This window comes from Desulfogranum aggregans (assembly GCF_055398265.1).
This window is the reverse complement of sequence record NZ_AP042447.1, coordinates 4,408,571-4,426,570: the sequence shown is the minus strand read 5'-3', so window position 1 is coordinate 4,426,570 and position 18,000 is coordinate 4,408,571. Positions and strand designations below refer to the sequence as shown.

The window sequence follows — 18,000 nt, the reverse complement described above, 5'->3', positions numbered from 1 at the left end:
TTTTCTTGACAAACACAACCCCCTATAGTAAGAATCTGGTGATTTTTAGACTTTAGATTCAACTTCTCACTCATATCAATCACAAGGCCAAGGAGGAACACATGGCACAAATCGAGCACAATGGCAAATCCTACGAGGTAGACGAAGACGGCTTCCTGCTGAAAGGCGCTGAAGACTGGGATGAAAACTGGGTAGACTACGTTAAAGGCGTTGAAGGGATTCCTGAAATTACTGACGAACATCAGAAAGTTATCGATGCTCTGCAGGAATACTACAAGAAAAACGGTATCGCTCCCATGGTACGTATTCTTTCCAAGACTACCGGTTTTCCCCTGAAGCGGATCTACGAACTGTTCCCGTCAGGACCAGGTAAAGGCGCCTGTAAAATGGCAGGTCTGCCGAAGCCGACCGGTTGCGTGTAATTATCGCACCACCTGTCGAATAGACGAAAAAAGGGTTGCCTTGACGGCAACCCTTTTTTTGTTCCTTCCCTTTCTTCCCGCCGTTTAAAAAGACATCTCAAGAAAATGGGCATGATATCGTGTCAGGTCTTCACCGCACTTGCCGCACAGCAGTTTCACCTCGCCAAAGACCTCGGTATCATTTTCTTCAGGAGTAAATGAGCCGTCGGTATTCTGGGTATAGCGGGTCGTAACAAGAACATTTTCCGCTACCTCCACAAAATCCGTTTTATTCCCGCAGACATCGCAAACAACCCTGCCCGCTGGTTCGCCTAAAGGGATCTGCACTTTTTTCATTATCTTCACATGTGTTTTCCCACTGCCGGTAGAATGGCTGCTGCCAACAGGCGTTGCCAATACCTCCCTCCCATTCACCCGTGGTCATTAGAATATACTCGTCCTCACTATAAAGGCCGCTTCTGTGGCAAATACATCATGCCAGTTCTGCCTACAACCGCCTCCACTAATCAAATCGGATCGAAAAACCTGTCCTCTCCCTCAGCGGCTCCTCCTCCCAGCATGTAACCTTGTCCACTCGGGCCAGGGAAACGCCATGATGAAGCCAAACCAACATCTCTCCTACCTGCGTTGCACTTCCCTCTAGGACAGCTTCGACACTGCCGTCCCGGCAGTTCTTAATCCATCCGCTAAGACCATTGTGCACTGCCTCTTTTCGAACGGTCTCCCTAAAAAAAACACCCTGTACGAGACCATAGATGATTACGTGCATGCGTCGAGTCGTCATCGCTATGCATCTCCCTCCTGTGCAATCAGCCGTGCAAAGGCCTTTTCGTCCATTATTGCGACGCCACGTTCATCGGCTTTTTTCAGCTTATTCCCAGCATTCTCCCCGGCGACCACATCCGTGACTTTCGCGCTCATGGCTGATACCACCCTGCCGCCCTGTGCCTTCACAACCTGTTTGGCCTCATTTCTTGACATACTGCGCAAAGCCCCGGTAAAGAGAAACACCCGGTCACTCAAAGGCTGCTGTTCGCTGTCTGCATATTGAATGGTACATCCCACCTGCTCAAGCTTGAGCAGTAAATTTCTAAAGGCCGGTGAGCGAAGGTGAGCAAACAGCGAAGCCGCCACCTGAGGGCCCACCCCTTCAATATCCATCAGCTCATCCATTGGGGCCTCGATGAGATCGCCAAGGCTATGGTAATGTTCCGCCAGCAGGTCAGCAGTGACTTCTCCCACGAATCGAATCCCCAATGCCCTGAGAAAAACATTGAAGCGCGGCGTTCGTGCACGGCCTATCGCCCTCAGCACGCTTTCGGCCCGTTTTTCCCCCCATCCTTCAAGGGATACCAGCTGCTCTTTGCTTAATAAATATATATCACCGATATCCTGGAGCAAGCCGACAGTGTACAACTGCTCAACATATTTTTTCCCCAAACCGTCAATGTCGAGCCCACTTTTACCGCAAAAATATATTAAATGCTGCACCCGCTGGGCCGGACAATCGATATTTGTACAACGAATGACCGCTTCCCCTTCCAGTTGCACAAGTGGTTCTCCACAGGCTGGACAACGAGAAGGAAATTCAATAGCCCGTTCAGTTCCATCGCGATATTCCTCCACGACCTTCACCACCTCAGGAATCACATCTCCTGCGCGCTGAATCAACACCGTGTCGAGCACCCGAAGGTCCTTACGGACAATTTCATCCCGGTTATGCAAGGTAGCACGCTGCACCACAACCCCATCGACCTCAACGGGGCGTAACCGGGCAACCGGGGTTACGGCGCCGGTCCGCCCGACCTGGAAATCGACACGCTCGATAACCGTTGTCGCCTGGACAGCAGGAAACTTCCAGGCAACAGCCCATCGTGGCGCTCTGGCGGTATTTCCAAGTCGTTGCTGTTTGGCAAACTGGTCCACCTTGATCACCATACCGTCAATTTCGTAGTCAAGGGTATGGCGAGCGGCCTGCAATTGCTCATACTGCTGCACAACCGCTGGGTAATCGGGGCATTGATGAATCAGAGGGCTGACGGTAAACCCCAGCCTGGCAAGGTAATCCAGTAAGCGAAACTGACTGTGGCACGGAAGATGATCTGCATTCCCCACGCCATAGGCAGCAAACTGCAGCGGACGTGAGGCAGTGACTTTCGGGTCCAGTTGGCGCAGAGAACCCGCAGCCGCATTCCTGGGGTTGGCAAACAGTTGCAGCCCTTGCTCCTGCCGCTGCTGATTCAGCTGCAAAAAGCCTTTTTTCGACATAAACACCTCACCCCGAACAACAAGCTCGGAGGGTACCGGAAGATCATTAGGCGGATCTAGGCGCAGTGGAATGGCCTGAATAGTTTTCAGCTGAGCAGTAATATTTTCCCCTATAAGACCATCGCCACGTGTCGAACCTGTGCGCAGTACCCCGTTCTCGTAGACCAGCTCCACTGCCAGACCGTCCAGTTTGGGTTCAGTCACATACCCCACGGGGGCCTCACTCATCAGAAAACGCTGCAAGCGCTCTTCAAACTCAACCATCCCTGCCGGATCAAAAATATTATCCAGACTCAGCATGGGGTACTGATGGGCCGCAGTCGTAAATTCTTTCAGCGGAGAACCGCCAACCCGCTGGGTTGGCGAGTCGGGCGATGCGAATTCAGGATATGCGGCCTCCAGACGCAGCAATTCCTGGAAAAGATTGTCATAAGCGCTATCAGGAATTATCGGGTCGTCCAGGACGTAATACCGATACCCATGCTCATGCAGCTTTTCCCGCAGCGCATGGATACGTTTTTTTATGTCCTCTCCCATTGAATCTACATGTCCCCTACCAGCACTCCGGCCTTGGCAATGTTGTCCCGACTCTCCTCATCGATAAAAATAAGGACCGCCTCTTTGGGCTTCTCCGCCACCTCGGAAATGACGTCGGTAACGCCTTTGGCTATCTTGCGCTTTTGCTCCTTGGACAAGGTTCCGGCTACTCGTATGCTAACGTATGGCATAATGAACTCCTTTTTGTCTCAATACTTTAAATCACCCGACATCCGGCCGGACGTCGACAGCATAGTGCTTCTTAGCAAAATTTTCCTTTTTCGTCGATCAGGATATGGTACCATATTGCATGCAGTCCTTACCCGCGACGGACAGCCTGAGCAGCACCCATAACAAACGGTTCCTCTTTTTTATTTCACCGGTCCGAAAGTAATTGCCCAACGTTTCCCCATCGCCGACACCTCAACAGACCATGCCTTTACGAATTTCGGACAAACGTCGACTGATTGCCCTGATCGGGATTCTTCTCCTCATCGGCTTCAGCACCACCAGCCTGATAAGCTACTTTTCCGCCGCCCGTGCTTTTCAACGGGAAATACGCGAGGACATCCTCCCCCTGACCAGTGATAACATTTATTCTGAAATCCAAAAAGACATCGTTCGTCTGGTTTTTATCGCCTCAATGATGGCTTCAGATACCTTTCTCAGAGACTGGGTACTGGACGGAGAATTGCAAACCAGTCAACTCACCAAATATCTTACAGAAATCAAACAACAATACGGAACGGTAAGCAGTTTTTTCGTCTCTGATGATAGCCGCAGGTACTATTATTACGGCGGAATCCTCAAAACCGTCTCTCCCACGGACCCTCTTGACCAATGGTACTTTCGAGTGCGCGCCATAGACCGGCCATATGAAATCAACCTTGATCCGGATATGGCCAATAAGGACAACCTGACAATTTTTATCAATTACCGGGTGTTTGATTACAAGGGTGAATATATCGGAGCGACCGGCTGCGGCCTGACGGTCACATCAGTGCAGAAACTGCTCGACATCTACGCCGAAAAATACCAACGAACCATCTATTTTTCCGATATCGAAGGGAACATCACCCTCTCCAGCGCACAGCACCCTTTACCCTTTTCTTCAATCAGCACCATAGAGCCCCTGTGGACGTCGCTTTCAGGCCGGCCAGCGAAGGAGTCCCTGTCGCTTACCTATAAACGCGACGGGCAAACCTATCTGCTCAATACCCGGTATATCCCCGAACTCAATTGGACTCTCCACGTCGAACAACCGCTGGCAGCTACTCTGTCGCGCATTCGCCTCACCCTGTTCCAGAACATTCTACTGAGTATTGGCATCACGCTGATCATCCTGCTGCTCATTTCTTCTACCATCAGGCTTTACCAGAGGAAACTGGAAGCCATGGCAACCACCGACAAGCTGACCCAATTAATCAACCGTCATGCGTTTGAATACTTTTTCACCACAGCACTTGGTGAAGCCGAACGCAATAACCAGCCTTTAACCATTATTCTTTTTGATATTGACAGGTTCAAAGAAATAAACGATCGTTTTGGTCATGCGGCGGGGGATGCCGCTTTGGTCAGCGTCGCGGCAACTGCATCAGAGATGATTCGTAAATCTGACAGCCTCTGTCGATGGGGCGGAGAAGAGTTTCTGCTTCTCCTCAAAGACTGCTCTCTGGAAGGTGGCATGCTGCTGGCTGAAAAACTTCGAGCATCCATCGCTGAGACTATCATTTATTATGACGGCACGCCCATGCAGGTGGAGATAAGTCTCGGAGTTGCCCAATGGCAGCAACCCGAAGATCAACATGCCCTTTTGCTTCGAGCAGACCAGGCACTCTATCGAGCGAAGGAAAATGGAAGAAACCGCGCGGAACCGGCGGATCACGAAAAACAGCCGCAGTCAGACCAGGAGACGGACCGACTGCGGCTGTAAGTACATCCTCTTTATCTCATGCCTCTCGCCGGCTCAGTAACCGCTAGCGACAATAAGATTATTTGTTGTGGCTTTAGCGTAGGTGTTCTTTTCTTTCCCTTTCCACTCATACTTCAACCAGACGCCCTCGGCTGATGCAGCCTGCAACGCCTCATAAATAGCCATAGCCTCTGTTTTCAAGTCCTTTCCGGCAAGACTCGGATGAACAAGAAGCATTCCATCTTTTTCCATGATAAACACATAGGGAGTGTAGGCATCAGCAGCAAAACTGGCGGGATCCTTGCCTCCATCGATGGCGGCGACGACCTCGTCAACATTTTTTGAGATAGCCGCTTTATCGCCGGCGAACAGCTGGGTAGAAAAACAAGCCATTGCAACAATTGCCACTACAAAAAACAGACGCTTCATTATTCTCCTCCTTATAGGTGAATAGTTGGTTTTTACCCAATGTAAAAACCGTCTGCGGCAGATGAATAATACACACCACTTCCCCTCACACTGCCGCGATCTTTTCTAAGCACATTTCATGCCAATCAAAAAACTAACATTCAAAACCACCTAACCCCTTAATTGTAAATATAAAAAGCACCCAACCCGACCCACTGGACGACCTTGTTGCTGTTCCACCACGGTACCAAACCAATCACCTGTTGCACTAAAGAGACGCTTTTCCCTTTTCAACCCTGCCGTCTCCCTGAAGCCCTTTCCTTTCCATAACAGTTTGCCGCCTGCCGATGTCGCCCACAGGAGACATCAAACACCTATTTATCACTTGAACCACCTTTCCCTGCTACCCATTATCTTCATCTCTACTGTGGCCATTACTGGACTTCGGCTCCTGGTGATCGCCTTGAGAAGGGTGATCGTGGTCTCCTGCTTTTTCAAAAGCGGCAACCCGATCGTACCCGACAACCGTACAGTGAAGGCGAGCAGCTCGGGTATGGATAAATCGCCTCTCGACTGACGCAAATATACGCTGTTCGCCGACAGGCACCATACCGGTCAGCAACCACCTATCCCGATCCCTGTACCGTTGTTCCAGATCATACATATCACACACCACCTGGATGTTTTTGATCGCCGTCTCCGCCCCATTCTGGATCACAAAATGTGCTTGCACCATTTGTCGGGGCTTACGCTCCAGGTCATACTCCAGGAGCACAACCTGGTTTTCGGGGTCGACTGCCCCCGCCTCAATGTCGCTAATCTCCTGAACAAACAAACCTTTTGGGGTCAAACCTTCGCTCAGTGCAACCAAACCGATGGCTGCAGCAATGCCAAGAAACAAACAGAGCAGGACATTTGCCATATTTTTCATGTTCATATTTACCTCCGCTATGGTAGATAGAAGCTGCTTACTTGCCGAGTTTATACTTTTTGCACCGTAAGAGATCAAGATTCTTTTCCTAACCGCCTAACATCAGGACACTTACCACTCAATTTCCAATGCAGCAGGACAAGCTTTTCTCCAGTGGAAAAATAGAGAAGGATTTTACCTTCAACCAGGAAGTGGCCGATGTCTTCGACGACATGGTCAATCGTTCCATCCCCTTTTACAGCGCAGTCATAAATGCCACGGCCGATCTTCTGGCGCGGCACCTTGCCCCGCAAGAGACGGTAGTTGATCTCGGTTGCTCCACCGGAACCACCCTCCTTGCGCTGCATCACCGACTGCAGGGGCGGAAGATTCGGTTCATTGGTATTGACAATGCCCAGGCGATGCTCGACAAAGCACGGAAAAAGTGCTCTCGCTTAGCCCATGCTTCGGATATCACTTTTCAACAAGAGGATATCACTGCGTGCACCCTTTCATCGGCAAAGGCTGTCATCTGCAACTACACCCTGCAGTTTCTCCGTCCATTGGCCAGGCAGGGACTCATCGACCGTATTTATCGTGACCTTCCCAGCAACGGGGTGCTGATTGTCAGCGAAAAAACTATCTCTCATGCCGCTCAATTAAACCGTGATTTTATCTCTATCTATCATGCGTTCAAGAAAAACCAGGGATATTCTGACCTTGAAATTGCTGCCAAACGAGAAGCATTGGAGAATGTCCTCATTCCATTTTCCGTTCAAGAAAACATGCAACTTTTTGAAAGGGCTGGATTTTCAACCGTCGAGATCTTCTTTAAATGGTTCAACTTCAGTTCTTTTGTGGCAATCAAGCAATGAATAGTGACAACTACGCGCATTTTTTTCCCCATGCCGACCTGGCACAGCTTCTCCCCCTTGTCGAACAAAAACAGCGATGGCTTGCCCTGCCTAAAAAGGGGTTTCGTCGTTACCGCGAACCGCTGGACCTCGTGGGCCATCTGCGTGCATCACAATGCGCCATTGTCAAGGATGTAGTAACGATCGGTTCCCGGGAGGACCTTTCCGCCGATGAGCTTGAAAGAGTGGAAAAATGTCTGCAGAATCTGATGCCCTGGAGGAAAGGACCGTTTTCGGTCTTTGGAATCCATATCGATGCAGAGTGGCGCAGTGAACGGAAATGGAACCGGATCATTCCATTTCTTCCCGACCTGAACGGAAAAGTGATAGCAGACATTGGCTGCAATAATGGATATTACATGTTTCGCATGGCTGAATTTACACCAGCCCTGGTTCTGGGGTTCGAACCCTACGTCCATCACTATTTCACTTTTCAGACCTTGAACAGCTTTGCACAGCACTCCAACCTACACGTGGAGTTGCTCGGGATCGAACACCTGCCTCTTTTTCCTGACAGTTTTGATGTTATCTTCTGCTTGGGAATTCTTTACCATCGGCCCTCCCCCATCGCTGCCCTGCGCGATATCCATCAGGCACTCCATCAAGACGGTATCCTCATTGTTGAATCCCAGGCTATCCCAGGGGAGGAATCAATGGCCCTGTTTCCAGAAAGTACATATGCCAAGGCGCCCGGCACCTGGTTTGTACCCACAGCCTCCTGCCTGGCCAACTGGCTGAAACGAACGGGGTTCAAAGAGGTTGCCCTCTTCTGCGACCACCCCATGAGCAGCCGGGAACAAAGAAAAACCGAATGGATGACCTTTGAATCATACGAAGATTTTATTGACAAGCACAACCCCGCGCTTACTATAGAGGGGTATCCTGCTCCGCATCGTGTTTTTTTCAAAGCTAAAAAATAAATCGGTATTGTCGCCCGGGTTGCAATGCAGGCGCGGGCAGGCACAAACCGTCAATTTTTACCTAAGGAATAAGGTGATATATGATGAATGCAAGTGAGTGCACCCTGTATCATGGCGGCTTAAAAGGCGCCGAGTCAGCTTTTGGAGAGCAAGCTGAAAAATTCGGACTCAATGAGGTGGTTTTCACCTTTGAAGGGCATCGGCTTAATCGTGATCGCAATACCCAGATGCTCAGTGAAGAGGAATTGCAACGAGGCGATATCAGCATGGAGATCGCTTCCAGGATGATGAACCGTACCTACTATGAGACCGAAAAAATTCGCAAGGTGCTGCAGGTCATCTTTCACATGGTCAATAAAGGACACCAAATATTTGTTATCGGCACCATCCTTGACGATAATTCTGTAAAAGGCGGTACTGGGTGGGCAGTAGAACTGGCAAAGCTCTTTAATCGTCCCCTGCATGTGTTTGACCAGGAGAAAAAACAGTGGTTCACCTGGCAGGAAAATGCCTGGCATGAAGACACTCCTACTATTAAATACAACACGTTTGTCGGATCAGGAACCCGGTACCTCAGCGACGAAGGTCTGGAAGCCATAACCAAACTGTTTGCCGACAGTTACGGCAAATAACCAACCGCTGTTTCCCCAACATGCTTTCCGCGCCCTCTTGAGGCAGGCAACCAATGCTATCAAGAGGGCGTACGCCCCTCCAAGGCTCTTTACCTTGCATTTCGTGCGCTTACCGGGTATACGGATGAAGTACGATAATGGCTAAACTGCGCAGGGGACTCCTTCAGATTGCCCCTGCACCAAGCTTCTATTTGTCATCAACGGCAGGTAGCTTTCCATCCAGCTGTAGACCGTGAAAGGTATGTCTCGGAAAAGCCTCGCCGTATCTACTGACCACTGTAAACGATATGCAGAAGAAAAAACTACATTTTCTGGTTACAGGAGAGAGTGGAACAAGTCGTTCATTCGTTATAGAGCAACGAACACTGCGTACGGTGTTGCTCGTTACCGGGGCGGTCATCCTTTGTTCAGCTCTAGGCACCTTTTTGGGAGTACGATCCCATCTTGCCAACACCCAACTTACCCAAGAGGTGCTTACGCTGCGGCACCAGATCAAATCCACCGAGGAAGGGCTCCAATCCAAAACTAAAAATCATGCCCAGCTGCTCAGCGAACTCCAGGAGAAAAACAACCTTTTACGTCAATATCGTCAACAGATTGAACAAAGTGTCACCAAGCTGGAAGAGCGATCACAGGCTATTGACTCCATTATGGACAGCATAGGTGTTGAGGTGATTATCGAGGAGGATCCGGCCCATAGCGGTGGTCCATTTATTGCCGCGAATGAGCCCTCCCATGGGAAACAGCTGCTGCTGCAGACCGATCGATATCTGCGCATTCTTGAAAAGACGCCTTTTGGCAGACCGCTGCCGACAAAAGTCACTTCACCTTTCGGCCCCCGTAGAGATCCGTTGAACAAACGAAAGGCCTTTCATGAAGGTCTTGATTTTAAAGGCCGCACCAGCGATAAAATTCATGCCACCGCTGCTGGAACCGTTAAGGTGTCTACCTATTCAAAAGGCTGGGGGCATTACATTGTGATTGACCACCATAATGGCTACAAAACTCTTTTTGCCCACTTGAGCAAGCGACTTGTAAAACGGGGAGCCGAGGTACAGCGGGGCATGACTATCGGATTGGTGGGCAGTAGCGGAAGAAGCACCGGCTCACACCTCCACTATGAAATCCACCTTCACGGCAAACCCATCAATCCCATGCAGTACGTCAAAGTTGCCGGCCTCTCAACCACCTTTCAACGCTAACAACAGTCGGACCATGGCTCTCTTTACCAAAAAAGAAAACAGCACCGGTACACAGACACCAGCGAAAAAAAACTCACTGGCAAAAGAGGCCATCTCCTCAATCATTGCTAAAGATATGCAGGTCACCGGTGAGATCGCGTTTAAGGGCAAAGCCCGAATCGATGGTCAACTTGAAGGCAACATAAACGGGGAATACCTTATCCTGAGTAACGCCGGTAGTATCAAGGGAGACGCCCAGCTACAAACACTGGTCTGTCACGGAAGGATAGAAGGCAATATTCACGCTGCTAACGTGACCGTCCACCAGACGGCCTGGATCAAAGGCAAGCTCACTGCAACCAGCTTGACGGTGGAGCCGGGAGCCGTGCTTATCGGAGAGATCAGTGCTGCGGACAAACTACCTTCTACGCCTGACAAGACTTCCGCCGCAACGCTGCAGTCGCCCGACAAAGAGCCTATCAAGAAAAAGTAGTTGCGTTACTTGCCGATACAGAACTCGTTAAAAATGGTATCAAGTACATCATCCGGTGTTGTCAGGCCAACAATATCACCCAGGAAGTCAAGCGCATCCTGGGTTTCAACAGCCAACAGGTCACATGGAGCGGCTGCGGTAATGGCCTGCTGCAGGCGGACGCATGCCTCAACGGTCTTGTCCAAGGCTGTCAGGTGTCTTAGGTTTGGAGCGCAAAGCCCAACCTCTTCAATCTTCCCCCCGCCGGTTACCTGAGAAAAGATAGCTTCCTCCAGTTCACGAATACCGCGCTGTTCCTTGGCTGAGATCATCACGCGAGTACTGGTGGAAAAACGGCTGGTAAGTGCTGACAGGGACGAAGGAGGACTCGTATCGGTCTTATTTAGGACGACAATATGCGGAATTTGCTGAATACTGGTATACAATTGCTCATCGCGATCAGTCAACGCTTCAGAGGCATCGACCAGAAAGAGAATGAGATCAGCTGACTGCATTTTCTGCCAGGCCCTTTCCATTCCCAGCTCCTCGACAACATCATTGTGAGCGCGAATACCAGCGGTGTCCACAAGGTGGACGGGGATTCCGCGTATGGCGATAGTTTCTTCGATGGTATCTCTGGTGGTTCCTGGCAGGGAAGTGACCAATGCACGATCTTCGCGCAAAAGGGTGTTGAGCAGGCTTGATTTCCCCACGTTGGGGCGGCCTGCGATGACAACACTGACCCCTTCGCGAATGACTTTGCCTCGATTTGCCGCATTGATCAGCCGGCGGAGCGGCGCGAGCACCTGATTCTCCAACTGGACATTGATCTGCTCAGTATCGAATTCTTCGATATCATCATCGGGGAAGTCAATGGCCACCTCAAGCAGGGCAAGGATACCTACCAACTCTTTACGGATGCCTTCAACTTGGCTGCTCAGTTCCCCTTGCAGCTGATTTACGGCCAAGGATACCCCCTGACCGGTTTGTGCCTGAAGCAGATCAATTACCGCTTCTGCCTGTGCCAGGTCAATACGACCTCCGAGAAATGCCCTTTTCGTAAACTCTCCCGCCTCGGCAGGTCGAGCCCCACAGCGGAAAACCAATTGCAGTATCCGCTGCAGCAACAGATAGGAACCGTGGCACTGCAGTTCGACGACATCTTCAACGGTATAGGTGGCAGGACCTTTCATGAACACCGCCAGCCCCTCGTCAAGCAACTGCCCCTCATGATCACGAATGGTGCCGTAGTACATCCGATGGCTTTCAAAGTGAGGCGTCGGGTACTTGGCCGTGAAAACCCGCTGCAATATCGACAACGCGAATGGACCAGAAATGCGAATGATGCCTATTCCACCGGTTCCAGGCGGAGTAGCGATAGCTGCAATGGTATCGGTTGAACGGTGATACCCCATCAAGCTAGCCTCTTTTTCTTCTGGACGAGTGACGTTTGCCTTTTCCTGGTTTGTAGATCAGCACCTTTTTAAATAAACCATCACCAACGGAGCGACTGCGTATGCTTTTATCCTCCTGAAGAATCATATGTACAATTCTGCGCTCAGAGGGGTTCAACGCTGGAATGGCCTGGGTTTTTCCATCTTCCTTCACCATTTCAGCGAGGTCCAGAGCACGTTGCTTCAACTCCTCAGCCCGTCGTTCTCTGAAATCGCCGGCATTCAGTGAGAGTAGAAATTTATCAGGCAAATGCTGAAGCATCATCTTGCGCAAAAGGTACTGCATACTGTCTAGTGTGCGCCCTTCGGTTCCGATTATCTGCTCTTCATGCTCGCTACTGATGGTGCAGCATACGGTATTTCCACTAAAAACCACGTCTACCTTTGAGGGAAAATGCATCAACACCAGCATCTTCTCCAAAGTGTCCTTGATCGCTTCTAACGCCTCGGTGGAGGGTTCTTCATAAATCTCCTCCTTTCGTGGGGGCGGCATCTCAGCAGGTTTTTCAGTGGATTGGTCGACGGCCTGCTTTTCCTCCTTTTCTGCCGTCCGTTCAGCGCGTAAGGCCACTTTATCTTGCTTCGGGGTTTCAGCTTCGGCCTTTTGCGTGGCTTGCACGCTGCTTGCAGCCGCTGCAGTTTGCTCGGCTTTGCTCTCCTCAGCTCGTTTTCCGCCATCGTCGCCATCTGCAGCTATACTATCCGCTGCCGCATTCGGGGCAGGCTCTTTCACATTTACACGAATATGCGCCTGCTTACGGCACAGGCCAAAGATACCGGCTGAACCGGTTTCCAGCACCTCTATATCCAGATTGTCCTGTGTGGTGTCAAAAGCCTTACATGCCTGTTCAATAACGTCAGTTATATCTTTTCCAAAAAAATCCTTTGCTTTGATCATAGTTTTTTTCCTTACAGCCCGGCATCATGATTTATTTTGGCGGTTTATGAGTTGTTGCTGAAGAATGGAAAGTAAATTGTTCACAAACCAATATAGCACCAGGCCAGAGGCAAAGTTAATAAACATAAAGGTAAAAATAATAGGCAGGAATTGCATGATTCTCGCCTGGGTGGGATCTGCGGTAGTAGGTGTCATCTTCTGTTGGAGATACATGGATGCCCCCATGAGCAGAGTAAGAACAGGCAACCCGTGCAGGTAGGGAATATCCACACCAATCCAGAGCCGATCCGGGGCAGAGAGGTCATTGATCCACAGCATAAAGGGTGCGTGCCGCAGTTCAATGGCCGCCATAAGCACCCGATACAGCGCAAAGAAAAAAGGAATCTGGATAAGCATTGGCAGACAACCGCCAAGGGGATTTACCTTGTAGGTCTTGTACATCGCCATCATTTCCTGATTCATCTTTGCCGGATCATCTTTGAATTTTTCCCGAAGCTTGGCGACTTTGGGCTGCAGTTTCTGCATGTTCTTCATCGACTTCATACCCTTTTGGGTCACCGGCCAAAAAACGGCTTTGATCAATATGGTTACCAAAATGATCGCGATGCCGTAGTTACGGGTATAGTCATAGAAAAAATTCAACAACCAGAGCATTGGTTTGGCAAGAACGTCGAACCATCCGAAATTCACCGCTTTGGCAAGGTCTTTTCCCAATCCCTGAAGGATCTTCAGCTTTTTGGGTCCGAAGTATATAGTATATTTATGCGTGGCAGCTTCGCCTGCCTGCAGGGTGAAAATACCCTCAGACATTACCGTTCGCACCTGTTGCTCATTTCCCTGCAGAGTGACCACATGACTGTCCCCGGTCTCAGGAACGATGCTCGTCATAAAATAGTTATCGACAAAACCTGTCCAACTGACATCCCCCTGGAGAACAACCGGTCCTTCGGCAAACTTTTTGGCCTTTGTTTCCACCAACGCACCATTGACATACGCCGCAGGGCCGGAAAAAAGAAACCGGCTGGTGGCGCTTGCATGGGCAAACGATGCATTCATCATGGAAATCGCCGGAGAAACCTGCATGGGATGGTCTCCCTGGTTTTCGACGGTATAGGTGTCATCTATCAGGTAACTGTCCCCCCGGACAAGAAGGGTGCGAACGATTTTCGTACCATTGGCCAGGGTGGCTGTCATGACCAGCTGTTCCTGTCCTCCCTCACCGGTGAGCTTTACCTCTTTTCTCTCTGCCGTAAAAAGCGGAAGCTCTGCGCCTGCTCCGTTATCTAATGAGAACAGGACAGGCAAACTGTTTGGGTTGCTGGTGAGAACAAGTTGCATAGGGCCGGAATCAGCTGCCAGATCGGTTCGATAATTCTTCAGCACAAAACTCTTGAAACCGCCGCCCTGTCCGTTAATCACTGCAGTGTACAACGGGGTATCAATAGTAAATTCTTCTGCATTGGGATCAACAGCAATCGTTTGGGCGACAGATGATGCCTGGGGAAGGGATGGCTGAGGAGCCACTGGTTGCTGGACCGCAGCGTCTCCCTGTTCACCGGCAGTTTGCGTTGCGGCAGGAGGCTGGGCAACCGGTTTGACAAAAAAGTACTGATATCCGACAAGGATAAGAAACGAAAGAGCAATAGCCAGAAAGGCTCTAAATAAGTCCATTTTTTCACACCTCAAAGGACGACTATTTTCCACACACCTTCATGGACGCAGGAAATAGTTTATTTCACGGGATCGTAACCACCTCGTGAAAATGGATGACAACGGAGTATTCGCCAAAGGCTTTTTGCTCCTCCGCGAATAACGCCATATTTTGTTACGGCTTCAATTGCATACTGGGAACAGGAAGGGAAAAATCGACAAGATGGGGGGAAAAGTGGAGAAATGCCGTACTGATACCCTTTGAACAGGAGTACCACACATGTTTTGGGCATCGCGCTGATACCTGTTCGTACGTCTCTGGCTCGCATTGAAAAAAATCTTTTCAACGGTGCTCCTCTACCTGCACGCCATTAGGAGGGCGGCACTTGCTCGTCATTGAGGCCAACATCTGCCGAAAATCGCTTGCACTGGCTATGGAAAAACCCGGCCGAATAGCGATCACCACGTCCGCATTCCGCGGAAACAGATCCTTATGTGTACGAAACACCTCTCGAATAATCCGCTTGATGCGATTGCGTCGAACCGCCCCCCCTACTTTCCGCTGCACACTTATACCCAGCCGACTCCATTCCAATTGATTGGGCAGATAAATCATTGCGCAATCAAAGCCGCGCAGCCGTTTTCCGGAACGGTAAACCCGATTGAATTCCCTACTTTTTCTCAGAAGATGTGTTTTAGGGAGCCCATTGGGCTTCATGGTACGTTATACAGCTAGCCGTTTGCGCCCTCTGGCTCGTCTCCGTTTGATAACAGCTTTCCCACCGTGGGTTTTCATGCGGGCACGGAATCCATGGGTGCGGTGGCGCTTGGTGTTGCTTGGCTGAAAAGTTCTTTTACTCATTAATCTTTTCCTTTGCTGGTAGAATATGTTTAATAAGAGCAGGAGCGAGCTGCACAGCAGCCCACCGTGCACAGATAAAGTCACAGGGGCATCACTGCTAGGCCATGCATGGAAAAACGCAAACATGGCGAGGCCATTGCTCACGCCGGCTCTCTACACTCTCTATGTTTCACGAAACTGCGTATTTTAATCACAGCAACAGCTATCTGTCAAACCATTTCATTCTCACAATGAAAATGTATGGAGAAACTTGATTATCACAGTGTTGATTGGGCAGCATTATGGCAACAGGCAAAAAAATTCCGCGCCAACAAGGCGAAAAAAGAACGCGACTGGGACAGTAGAGCTCAATCCTTTGCCCGAAGAACAGCCTCCTCCATTTATACGGACAGGTTCATAGACCTTCTTGCTCCCTCCCCGCATTGGACTATACTTGACGTAGGCTCAGGACCAGGGACGATTGCCCTCCCCCTGGCGTCGCATGTGCGTCATATTACGTGTATTGATTTTTCCGGAGAGATGCTGTCCATTCTCCATCAACGTGCCCGTCAACAGGGTTCCGCCAATATTACATCCTGCAAAATCTCATGGGAAGAAGACTGGGGTCGCAGCGGTATAAGGCCTCACAGTGTGGTTATTGCCTCCCGCTCCCTTGCCGTACAGGACCTCAAAGCCGCCATCCAGAAACTGTGCGGTTATGCCACCGAAAAGGTAGTTGTTACAGACAAGGTCCGTCACGGCCCCTTTGACCCCGATGCCTTTCGCGCTCTGCAGCGGCCGCTGGAAACAGGGCCCGATTACATATACACCATCAACCTGCTCTATCAGATGGGATATCACGCTGCAGTCAATTTCATTCATCTTTCTGAAAACCCAATTTACGGCAGCTTTAGCGACGCAATGACCGGATACACGGCCATGTTTCCAGCCATCACCGCTGAAGAAAAAAAGCAATTGAAAAAATACCTCCAATCCATTACCACCACTGGCGATGATGGCCAGGTGACTGTACACAGGAAACATACGCCGACCTGGGCCTTTATCAGTTGGGACCCTACCCATCGGGACCTGTAGGAGGCGACGGTACAACCGCCTGAACCAGCCACCAGCAACCGCTACAGTTGCGTAAACGAGCAACACCTCATGATGTTTAACAAAAGAAAACGCTCCAGTGAAAACATCCTTATCCTCGGACTCGGGGGAATCGGTTCCTACCTGGCAAAACGACTGCTGCATGAAGGGTATGCAATCACCGTCATTGAGCCGGACGGCGAGTTGATACGTTATGCTGACGGCACTATGGATGCTCGTCTCATTCAGGGTAATGCCATGTCCATTGCCTACTGGAAGGAAGCCCATGCAAAAAGCATTGACTATCTGATTGCAGTTACCGATAACGACGCCGTCAACATGCTCTCCTCCATGATTGCTGAACGGTTTGGCATACCAACGAAAATTGCCCGTGTCAGATCACGGGATTTCGGCCATGCAGACTCGCTTCTCAAAGGAGAAGACCTGAACATTGACCTGTTCATTCACCCAGAAGAATTAGCTGCCCAGGAAGTCGTTCGCTTGATCAAGCGAACCGCTGGAGATGAGATCATTGACATTGCTCTAGGCCAGATGCAGGTTATGGCCACCAGGATCACCCAGCATTCACCCTTTGCCAACAAAAACCTGATCGACATCTCCAAGACCTACAACGCATTTCCCTTTCGGGTTGTTGCCATAGCCAGGGGAATTGACACGATCATTCCATCTGGCGAGCATGAAATCCTTCCCCAGGACCAAGTCCTGATTATGGCAGACAAGCAGCACCTGCCCAAGCTTATGGAACTCACGGGAATAAAGCAGCAACGCCGGCACCGGGTGATGATCCTTGGCGGAGGATTGGTTGGGGCGCGCGTGACCGAGTTGCTCGGCAAGGCGTTCCGCGTAACCCTCCTGGAAAAAAATCAACAGAGAGCCGAGGAACTTGCCTCCATGCTCAAAGATGTGGAAGTACTCCATGGAGACGGCTCGGACAAGGAGGTCCTGGAAGAGGCAGGCCTTAAGGATATTGATACGTTCATCGCCACGACCGGAGAAAATGAAACCAACATCATGAGCTGCATCCTTGCTCGACACCTGATGGCTGCCCATGACAAAGATGCCCCTGCAAACCTGCGCAAGACCATCTGCCTGGTCACCAAGGAAGAATACCTGGTACTGGCCTCAACCAGCGGGCTGGACATTGTGCTCAATAAAAAAATACTCGCCGGCAACGAGATCCTTACCTTTATCCGCGGCAGCGAACTGCTCTCCATTTCCCACATGCACGGCTTTGATGCGGAGGTGATTGACCTTATTGCCGCGCCCAACGCACCCATCACCCGCAAACCACTGAGCCACCAGACCAAAGTCCTGGCCGGCCACATTATCATTGGTAGCGTCTTCCGCGATGGCCAGTGGAAAACAGCAGTGGGCGACACCCATATTCATGGCGGCGACAGGGCTATCGTGATCTGCAACACCCTCTACCTCAAGGATGTGCGTAAACTCTTTTCCGCATGAACCAAAC

General features: G+C 50.4%; 21 protein-coding genes. 9 read left to right on the top strand and 12 right to left on the bottom strand.

Translation table 11 applies throughout. The annotated features are described in order from the left end of the window. The first annotated feature begins 101 nt into the window (after nt 1-101). Complete coding sequence (locus ACZ52Z_RS19405) at nt 102-422, top strand: TusE/DsrC/DsvC family sulfur relay protein (protein WP_464268420.1); 321 nt, start codon at nt 102-104, stop codon at nt 420-422. An 84-nt stretch (nt 423-506) separates the two neighbouring features. Here ACZ52Z_RS19405 and ACZ52Z_RS19400 read toward each other — a convergent pair whose 3' ends face one another. From ACZ52Z_RS19400 to ACZ52Z_RS19385, 4 genes are all read right to left on the bottom strand, one after another. Further along, the gene (locus tag ACZ52Z_RS19400; RefSeq protein ID WP_464268419.1) at nt 507-818 is read right to left on the bottom strand and encodes a hypothetical protein; all 312 of its coding nucleotides are present in this window, start codon (nt 816-818) and stop codon (nt 507-509) included. Between the two features lie 106 nt (nt 819-924). After that, nucleotides 925-1,191, bottom strand: a complete 267-nt coding sequence (locus ACZ52Z_RS19395; protein ID WP_464270829.1) for an acylphosphatase — start codon at nt 1,189-1,191, stop codon at nt 925-927. 17 nt (nt 1,192-1,208) lie between these two features. Then, nucleotides 1,209-3,227, bottom strand: coding sequence for an NAD-dependent DNA ligase LigA (ligA, locus tag ACZ52Z_RS19390; protein WP_464268418.1), 2,019 nt, complete (start codon nt 3,225-3,227; stop codon nt 1,209-1,211). A 5-nt stretch (nt 3,228-3,232) separates the two neighbouring features. Next, on the bottom strand, nt 3,233-3,418 hold the full coding sequence (locus tag ACZ52Z_RS19385) for a tautomerase family protein (RefSeq protein WP_464268417.1): 186 nt from the start codon (nt 3,416-3,418) through the stop codon (nt 3,233-3,235). 242 nt (nt 3,419-3,660) lie between these two features. Between ACZ52Z_RS19385 and ACZ52Z_RS19380 the strand changes: the two genes are divergently transcribed. Beyond that, a complete protein-coding gene (locus tag ACZ52Z_RS19380) occupies nt 3,661-5,160 on the top strand; it encodes a sensor domain-containing diguanylate cyclase (protein ID WP_464268416.1) in 1,500 nt (499 codons plus the stop codon). A gap of 33 nt (nt 5,161-5,193) precedes the next feature. On the opposite strand, the gene ACZ52Z_RS19375 is transcribed toward ACZ52Z_RS19380, so the two are convergent. Together ACZ52Z_RS19375 and ACZ52Z_RS19370 are read right to left on the bottom strand one after the other, a co-directional pair. Next, entirely contained in the window at nt 5,194-5,568 is a 375-nt protein-coding gene (locus ACZ52Z_RS19375) for a PDC sensor domain-containing protein (protein WP_464268415.1), read from the bottom strand. Nucleotides 5,569-5,950: 382 nt separating this feature from the next. Further along, on the bottom strand, nt 5,951-6,484 hold the full coding sequence (locus ACZ52Z_RS19370) for a hypothetical protein (protein ID WP_464268414.1): 534 nt from the start codon (nt 6,482-6,484) through the stop codon (nt 5,951-5,953). Between the two features lie 122 nt (nt 6,485-6,606). Between ACZ52Z_RS19370 and cmoA the strand changes: the two genes are divergently transcribed. From cmoA to ACZ52Z_RS19345, 5 genes are all read left to right on the top strand, one after another. Then, the gene (gene cmoA / locus ACZ52Z_RS19365) at nt 6,607-7,332 is read left to right on the top strand and encodes a carboxy-S-adenosyl-L-methionine synthase CmoA (RefSeq protein ID WP_464268413.1); all 726 of its coding nucleotides are present in this window, start codon (nt 6,607-6,609) and stop codon (nt 7,330-7,332) included. Beyond that, nucleotides 7,329-8,291, top strand: a complete 963-nt coding sequence (cmoB, locus tag ACZ52Z_RS19360; protein ID WP_464268412.1) for a tRNA 5-methoxyuridine(34)/uridine 5-oxyacetic acid(34) synthase CmoB — start codon at nt 7,329-7,331, stop codon at nt 8,289-8,291. The genes cmoA and cmoB overlap by 4 nt, the downstream gene beginning before the upstream one ends. An 83-nt stretch (nt 8,292-8,374) precedes the next feature. Beyond that, nucleotides 8,375-8,923: a hypothetical protein gene (locus tag ACZ52Z_RS19355; RefSeq protein ID WP_464270828.1), complete on the top strand. Its 549-nt coding sequence runs from the start codon at nt 8,375-8,377 to the stop codon at nt 8,921-8,923. Nucleotides 8,924-9,210: 287 nt separating this feature from the next. After that, nucleotides 9,211-10,125, top strand: a complete 915-nt coding sequence (locus ACZ52Z_RS19350) for a peptidoglycan DD-metalloendopeptidase family protein (RefSeq protein WP_464268411.1) — start codon at nt 9,211-9,213, stop codon at nt 10,123-10,125. Nucleotides 10,126-10,138: 13 nt separating this feature from the next. Further along, entirely contained in the window at nt 10,139-10,597 is a 459-nt protein-coding gene (locus ACZ52Z_RS19345) for a bactofilin family protein (RefSeq protein WP_464268410.1), read from the top strand. 5 nt (nt 10,598-10,602) lie between these two features. Here the strand turns inward: ACZ52Z_RS19345 and mnmE are convergent, their stop codons facing one another. Genes mnmE through rpmH form a run of 6 tightly spaced genes read right to left on the bottom strand, consistent with a single transcriptional unit; the run spans nt 10,603 to nt 15,440 of the window. Next, nucleotides 10,603-11,991 (bottom strand): tRNA uridine-5-carboxymethylaminomethyl(34) synthesis GTPase MnmE, encoded by a 1,389-nt coding sequence (gene mnmE, locus ACZ52Z_RS19340; RefSeq protein WP_464268409.1) that lies wholly within the window; start codon nt 11,989-11,991, stop codon nt 10,603-10,605. A 4-nt stretch (nt 11,992-11,995) separates the two neighbouring features. Further along, entirely contained in the window at nt 11,996-12,928 is a 933-nt protein-coding gene (locus ACZ52Z_RS19335; RefSeq protein ID WP_464268408.1) for a Jag family protein, read from the bottom strand. A gap of 24 nt (nt 12,929-12,952) precedes the next feature. Next, on the bottom strand, nt 12,953-14,599 hold the full coding sequence (gene yidC, locus ACZ52Z_RS19330) for a membrane protein insertase YidC (protein WP_464268407.1): 1,647 nt from the start codon (nt 14,597-14,599) through the stop codon (nt 12,953-12,955). Nucleotides 14,600-14,658: 59 nt separating this feature from the next. After that, nucleotides 14,659-14,871, bottom strand: a complete 213-nt coding sequence (yidD, locus tag ACZ52Z_RS19325; RefSeq protein WP_464270827.1) for a membrane protein insertion efficiency factor YidD — start codon at nt 14,869-14,871, stop codon at nt 14,659-14,661. A 50-nt stretch (nt 14,872-14,921) separates the two neighbouring features. Further along, nucleotides 14,922-15,296, bottom strand: a complete 375-nt coding sequence (rnpA, locus tag ACZ52Z_RS19320; RefSeq protein ID WP_464268406.1) for a ribonuclease P protein component — start codon at nt 15,294-15,296, stop codon at nt 14,922-14,924. A gap of 6 nt (nt 15,297-15,302) precedes the next feature. Then, complete coding sequence (gene rpmH, locus ACZ52Z_RS19315; RefSeq protein ID WP_464268405.1) at nt 15,303-15,440, bottom strand: 50S ribosomal protein L34; 138 nt, start codon at nt 15,438-15,440, stop codon at nt 15,303-15,305. 240 nt (nt 15,441-15,680) lie between these two features. On the opposite strand from rpmH, the gene ACZ52Z_RS19310 reads away from it, so the two are divergent. Beyond that, nucleotides 15,681-16,514, top strand: a complete 834-nt coding sequence (locus tag ACZ52Z_RS19310; RefSeq protein ID WP_464268404.1) for a class I SAM-dependent methyltransferase — start codon at nt 15,681-15,683, stop codon at nt 16,512-16,514. A gap of 69 nt (nt 16,515-16,583) precedes the next feature. Beyond that, nucleotides 16,584-17,993, top strand: coding sequence for a Trk system potassium transporter TrkA (gene trkA, locus ACZ52Z_RS19305; RefSeq protein ID WP_464268403.1), 1,410 nt, complete (start codon nt 16,584-16,586; stop codon nt 17,991-17,993). Nucleotides 17,994-18,000 lie beyond the last annotated feature (7 nt).

What these genes read in the sequence shown, in the direction of transcription:
- ACZ52Z_RS19385 (WP_464268417.1), bottom strand. Translation starts at nt 3,418, where the DNA reads ATGCCATACGTTAGCATACGAGTAGCCGGAACCTTGTCCAAGGAGCAA.
- ACZ52Z_RS19345 (WP_464268410.1), top strand. Translation starts at nt 10,139, where the DNA reads ATGGCTCTCTTTACCAAAAAAGAAAACAGCACCGGTACACAGACACCA.
- rpmH (WP_464268405.1), bottom strand. Translation starts at nt 15,440, where the DNA reads ATGAGTAAAAGAACTTTTCAGCCAAGCAACACCAAGCGCCACCGCACC.
- trkA (WP_464268403.1), top strand. Translation starts at nt 16,584, where the DNA reads ATGATGTTTAACAAAAGAAAACGCTCCAGTGAAAACATCCTTATCCTC.
- ACZ52Z_RS19335 (WP_464268408.1), bottom strand. Translation starts at nt 12,928, where the DNA reads ATGATCAAAGCAAAGGATTTTTTTGGAAAAGATATAACTGACGTTATT.
- ACZ52Z_RS19355 (WP_464270828.1), top strand. Translation starts at nt 8,375, where the DNA reads ATGAATGCAAGTGAGTGCACCCTGTATCATGGCGGCTTAAAAGGCGCC.
- ligA (WP_464268418.1), bottom strand. Translation starts at nt 3,227, where the DNA reads ATGGGAGAGGACATAAAAAAACGTATCCATGCGCTGCGGGAAAAGCTG.
- ACZ52Z_RS19375 (WP_464268415.1), bottom strand. Translation starts at nt 5,568, where the DNA reads ATGAAGCGTCTGTTTTTTGTAGTGGCAATTGTTGCAATGGCTTGTTTT.
- ACZ52Z_RS19370 (WP_464268414.1), bottom strand. Translation starts at nt 6,484, where the DNA reads ATGAACATGAAAAATATGGCAAATGTCCTGCTCTGTTTGTTTCTTGGC.
- rnpA (WP_464268406.1), bottom strand. Translation starts at nt 15,296, where the DNA reads ATGAAGCCCAATGGGCTCCCTAAAACACATCTTCTGAGAAAAAGTAGG.
- cmoA (WP_464268413.1), top strand. Translation starts at nt 6,607, where the DNA reads ATGCAGCAGGACAAGCTTTTCTCCAGTGGAAAAATAGAGAAGGATTTT.
- ACZ52Z_RS19380 (WP_464268416.1), top strand. Translation starts at nt 3,661, where the DNA reads ATGCCTTTACGAATTTCGGACAAACGTCGACTGATTGCCCTGATCGGG.
- mnmE (WP_464268409.1), bottom strand. Translation starts at nt 11,991, where the DNA reads ATGGGGTATCACCGTTCAACCGATACCATTGCAGCTATCGCTACTCCG.
- ACZ52Z_RS19310 (WP_464268404.1), top strand. Translation starts at nt 15,681, where the DNA reads ATGGAGAAACTTGATTATCACAGTGTTGATTGGGCAGCATTATGGCAA.
- cmoB (WP_464268412.1), top strand. Translation starts at nt 7,329, where the DNA reads ATGAATAGTGACAACTACGCGCATTTTTTTCCCCATGCCGACCTGGCA.
- ACZ52Z_RS19395 (WP_464270829.1), bottom strand. Translation starts at nt 1,191, where the DNA reads ATGCACGTAATCATCTATGGTCTCGTACAGGGTGTTTTTTTTAGGGAG.
- ACZ52Z_RS19350 (WP_464268411.1), top strand. Translation starts at nt 9,211, where the DNA reads ATGCAGAAGAAAAAACTACATTTTCTGGTTACAGGAGAGAGTGGAACA.
- ACZ52Z_RS19405 (WP_464268420.1), top strand. Translation starts at nt 102, where the DNA reads ATGGCACAAATCGAGCACAATGGCAAATCCTACGAGGTAGACGAAGAC.
- yidD (WP_464270827.1), bottom strand. Translation starts at nt 14,871, where the DNA reads ATGCCCAAAACATGTGTGGTACTCCTGTTCAAAGGGTATCAGTACGGC.
- yidC (WP_464268407.1), bottom strand. Translation starts at nt 14,599, where the DNA reads ATGGACTTATTTAGAGCCTTTCTGGCTATTGCTCTTTCGTTTCTTATC.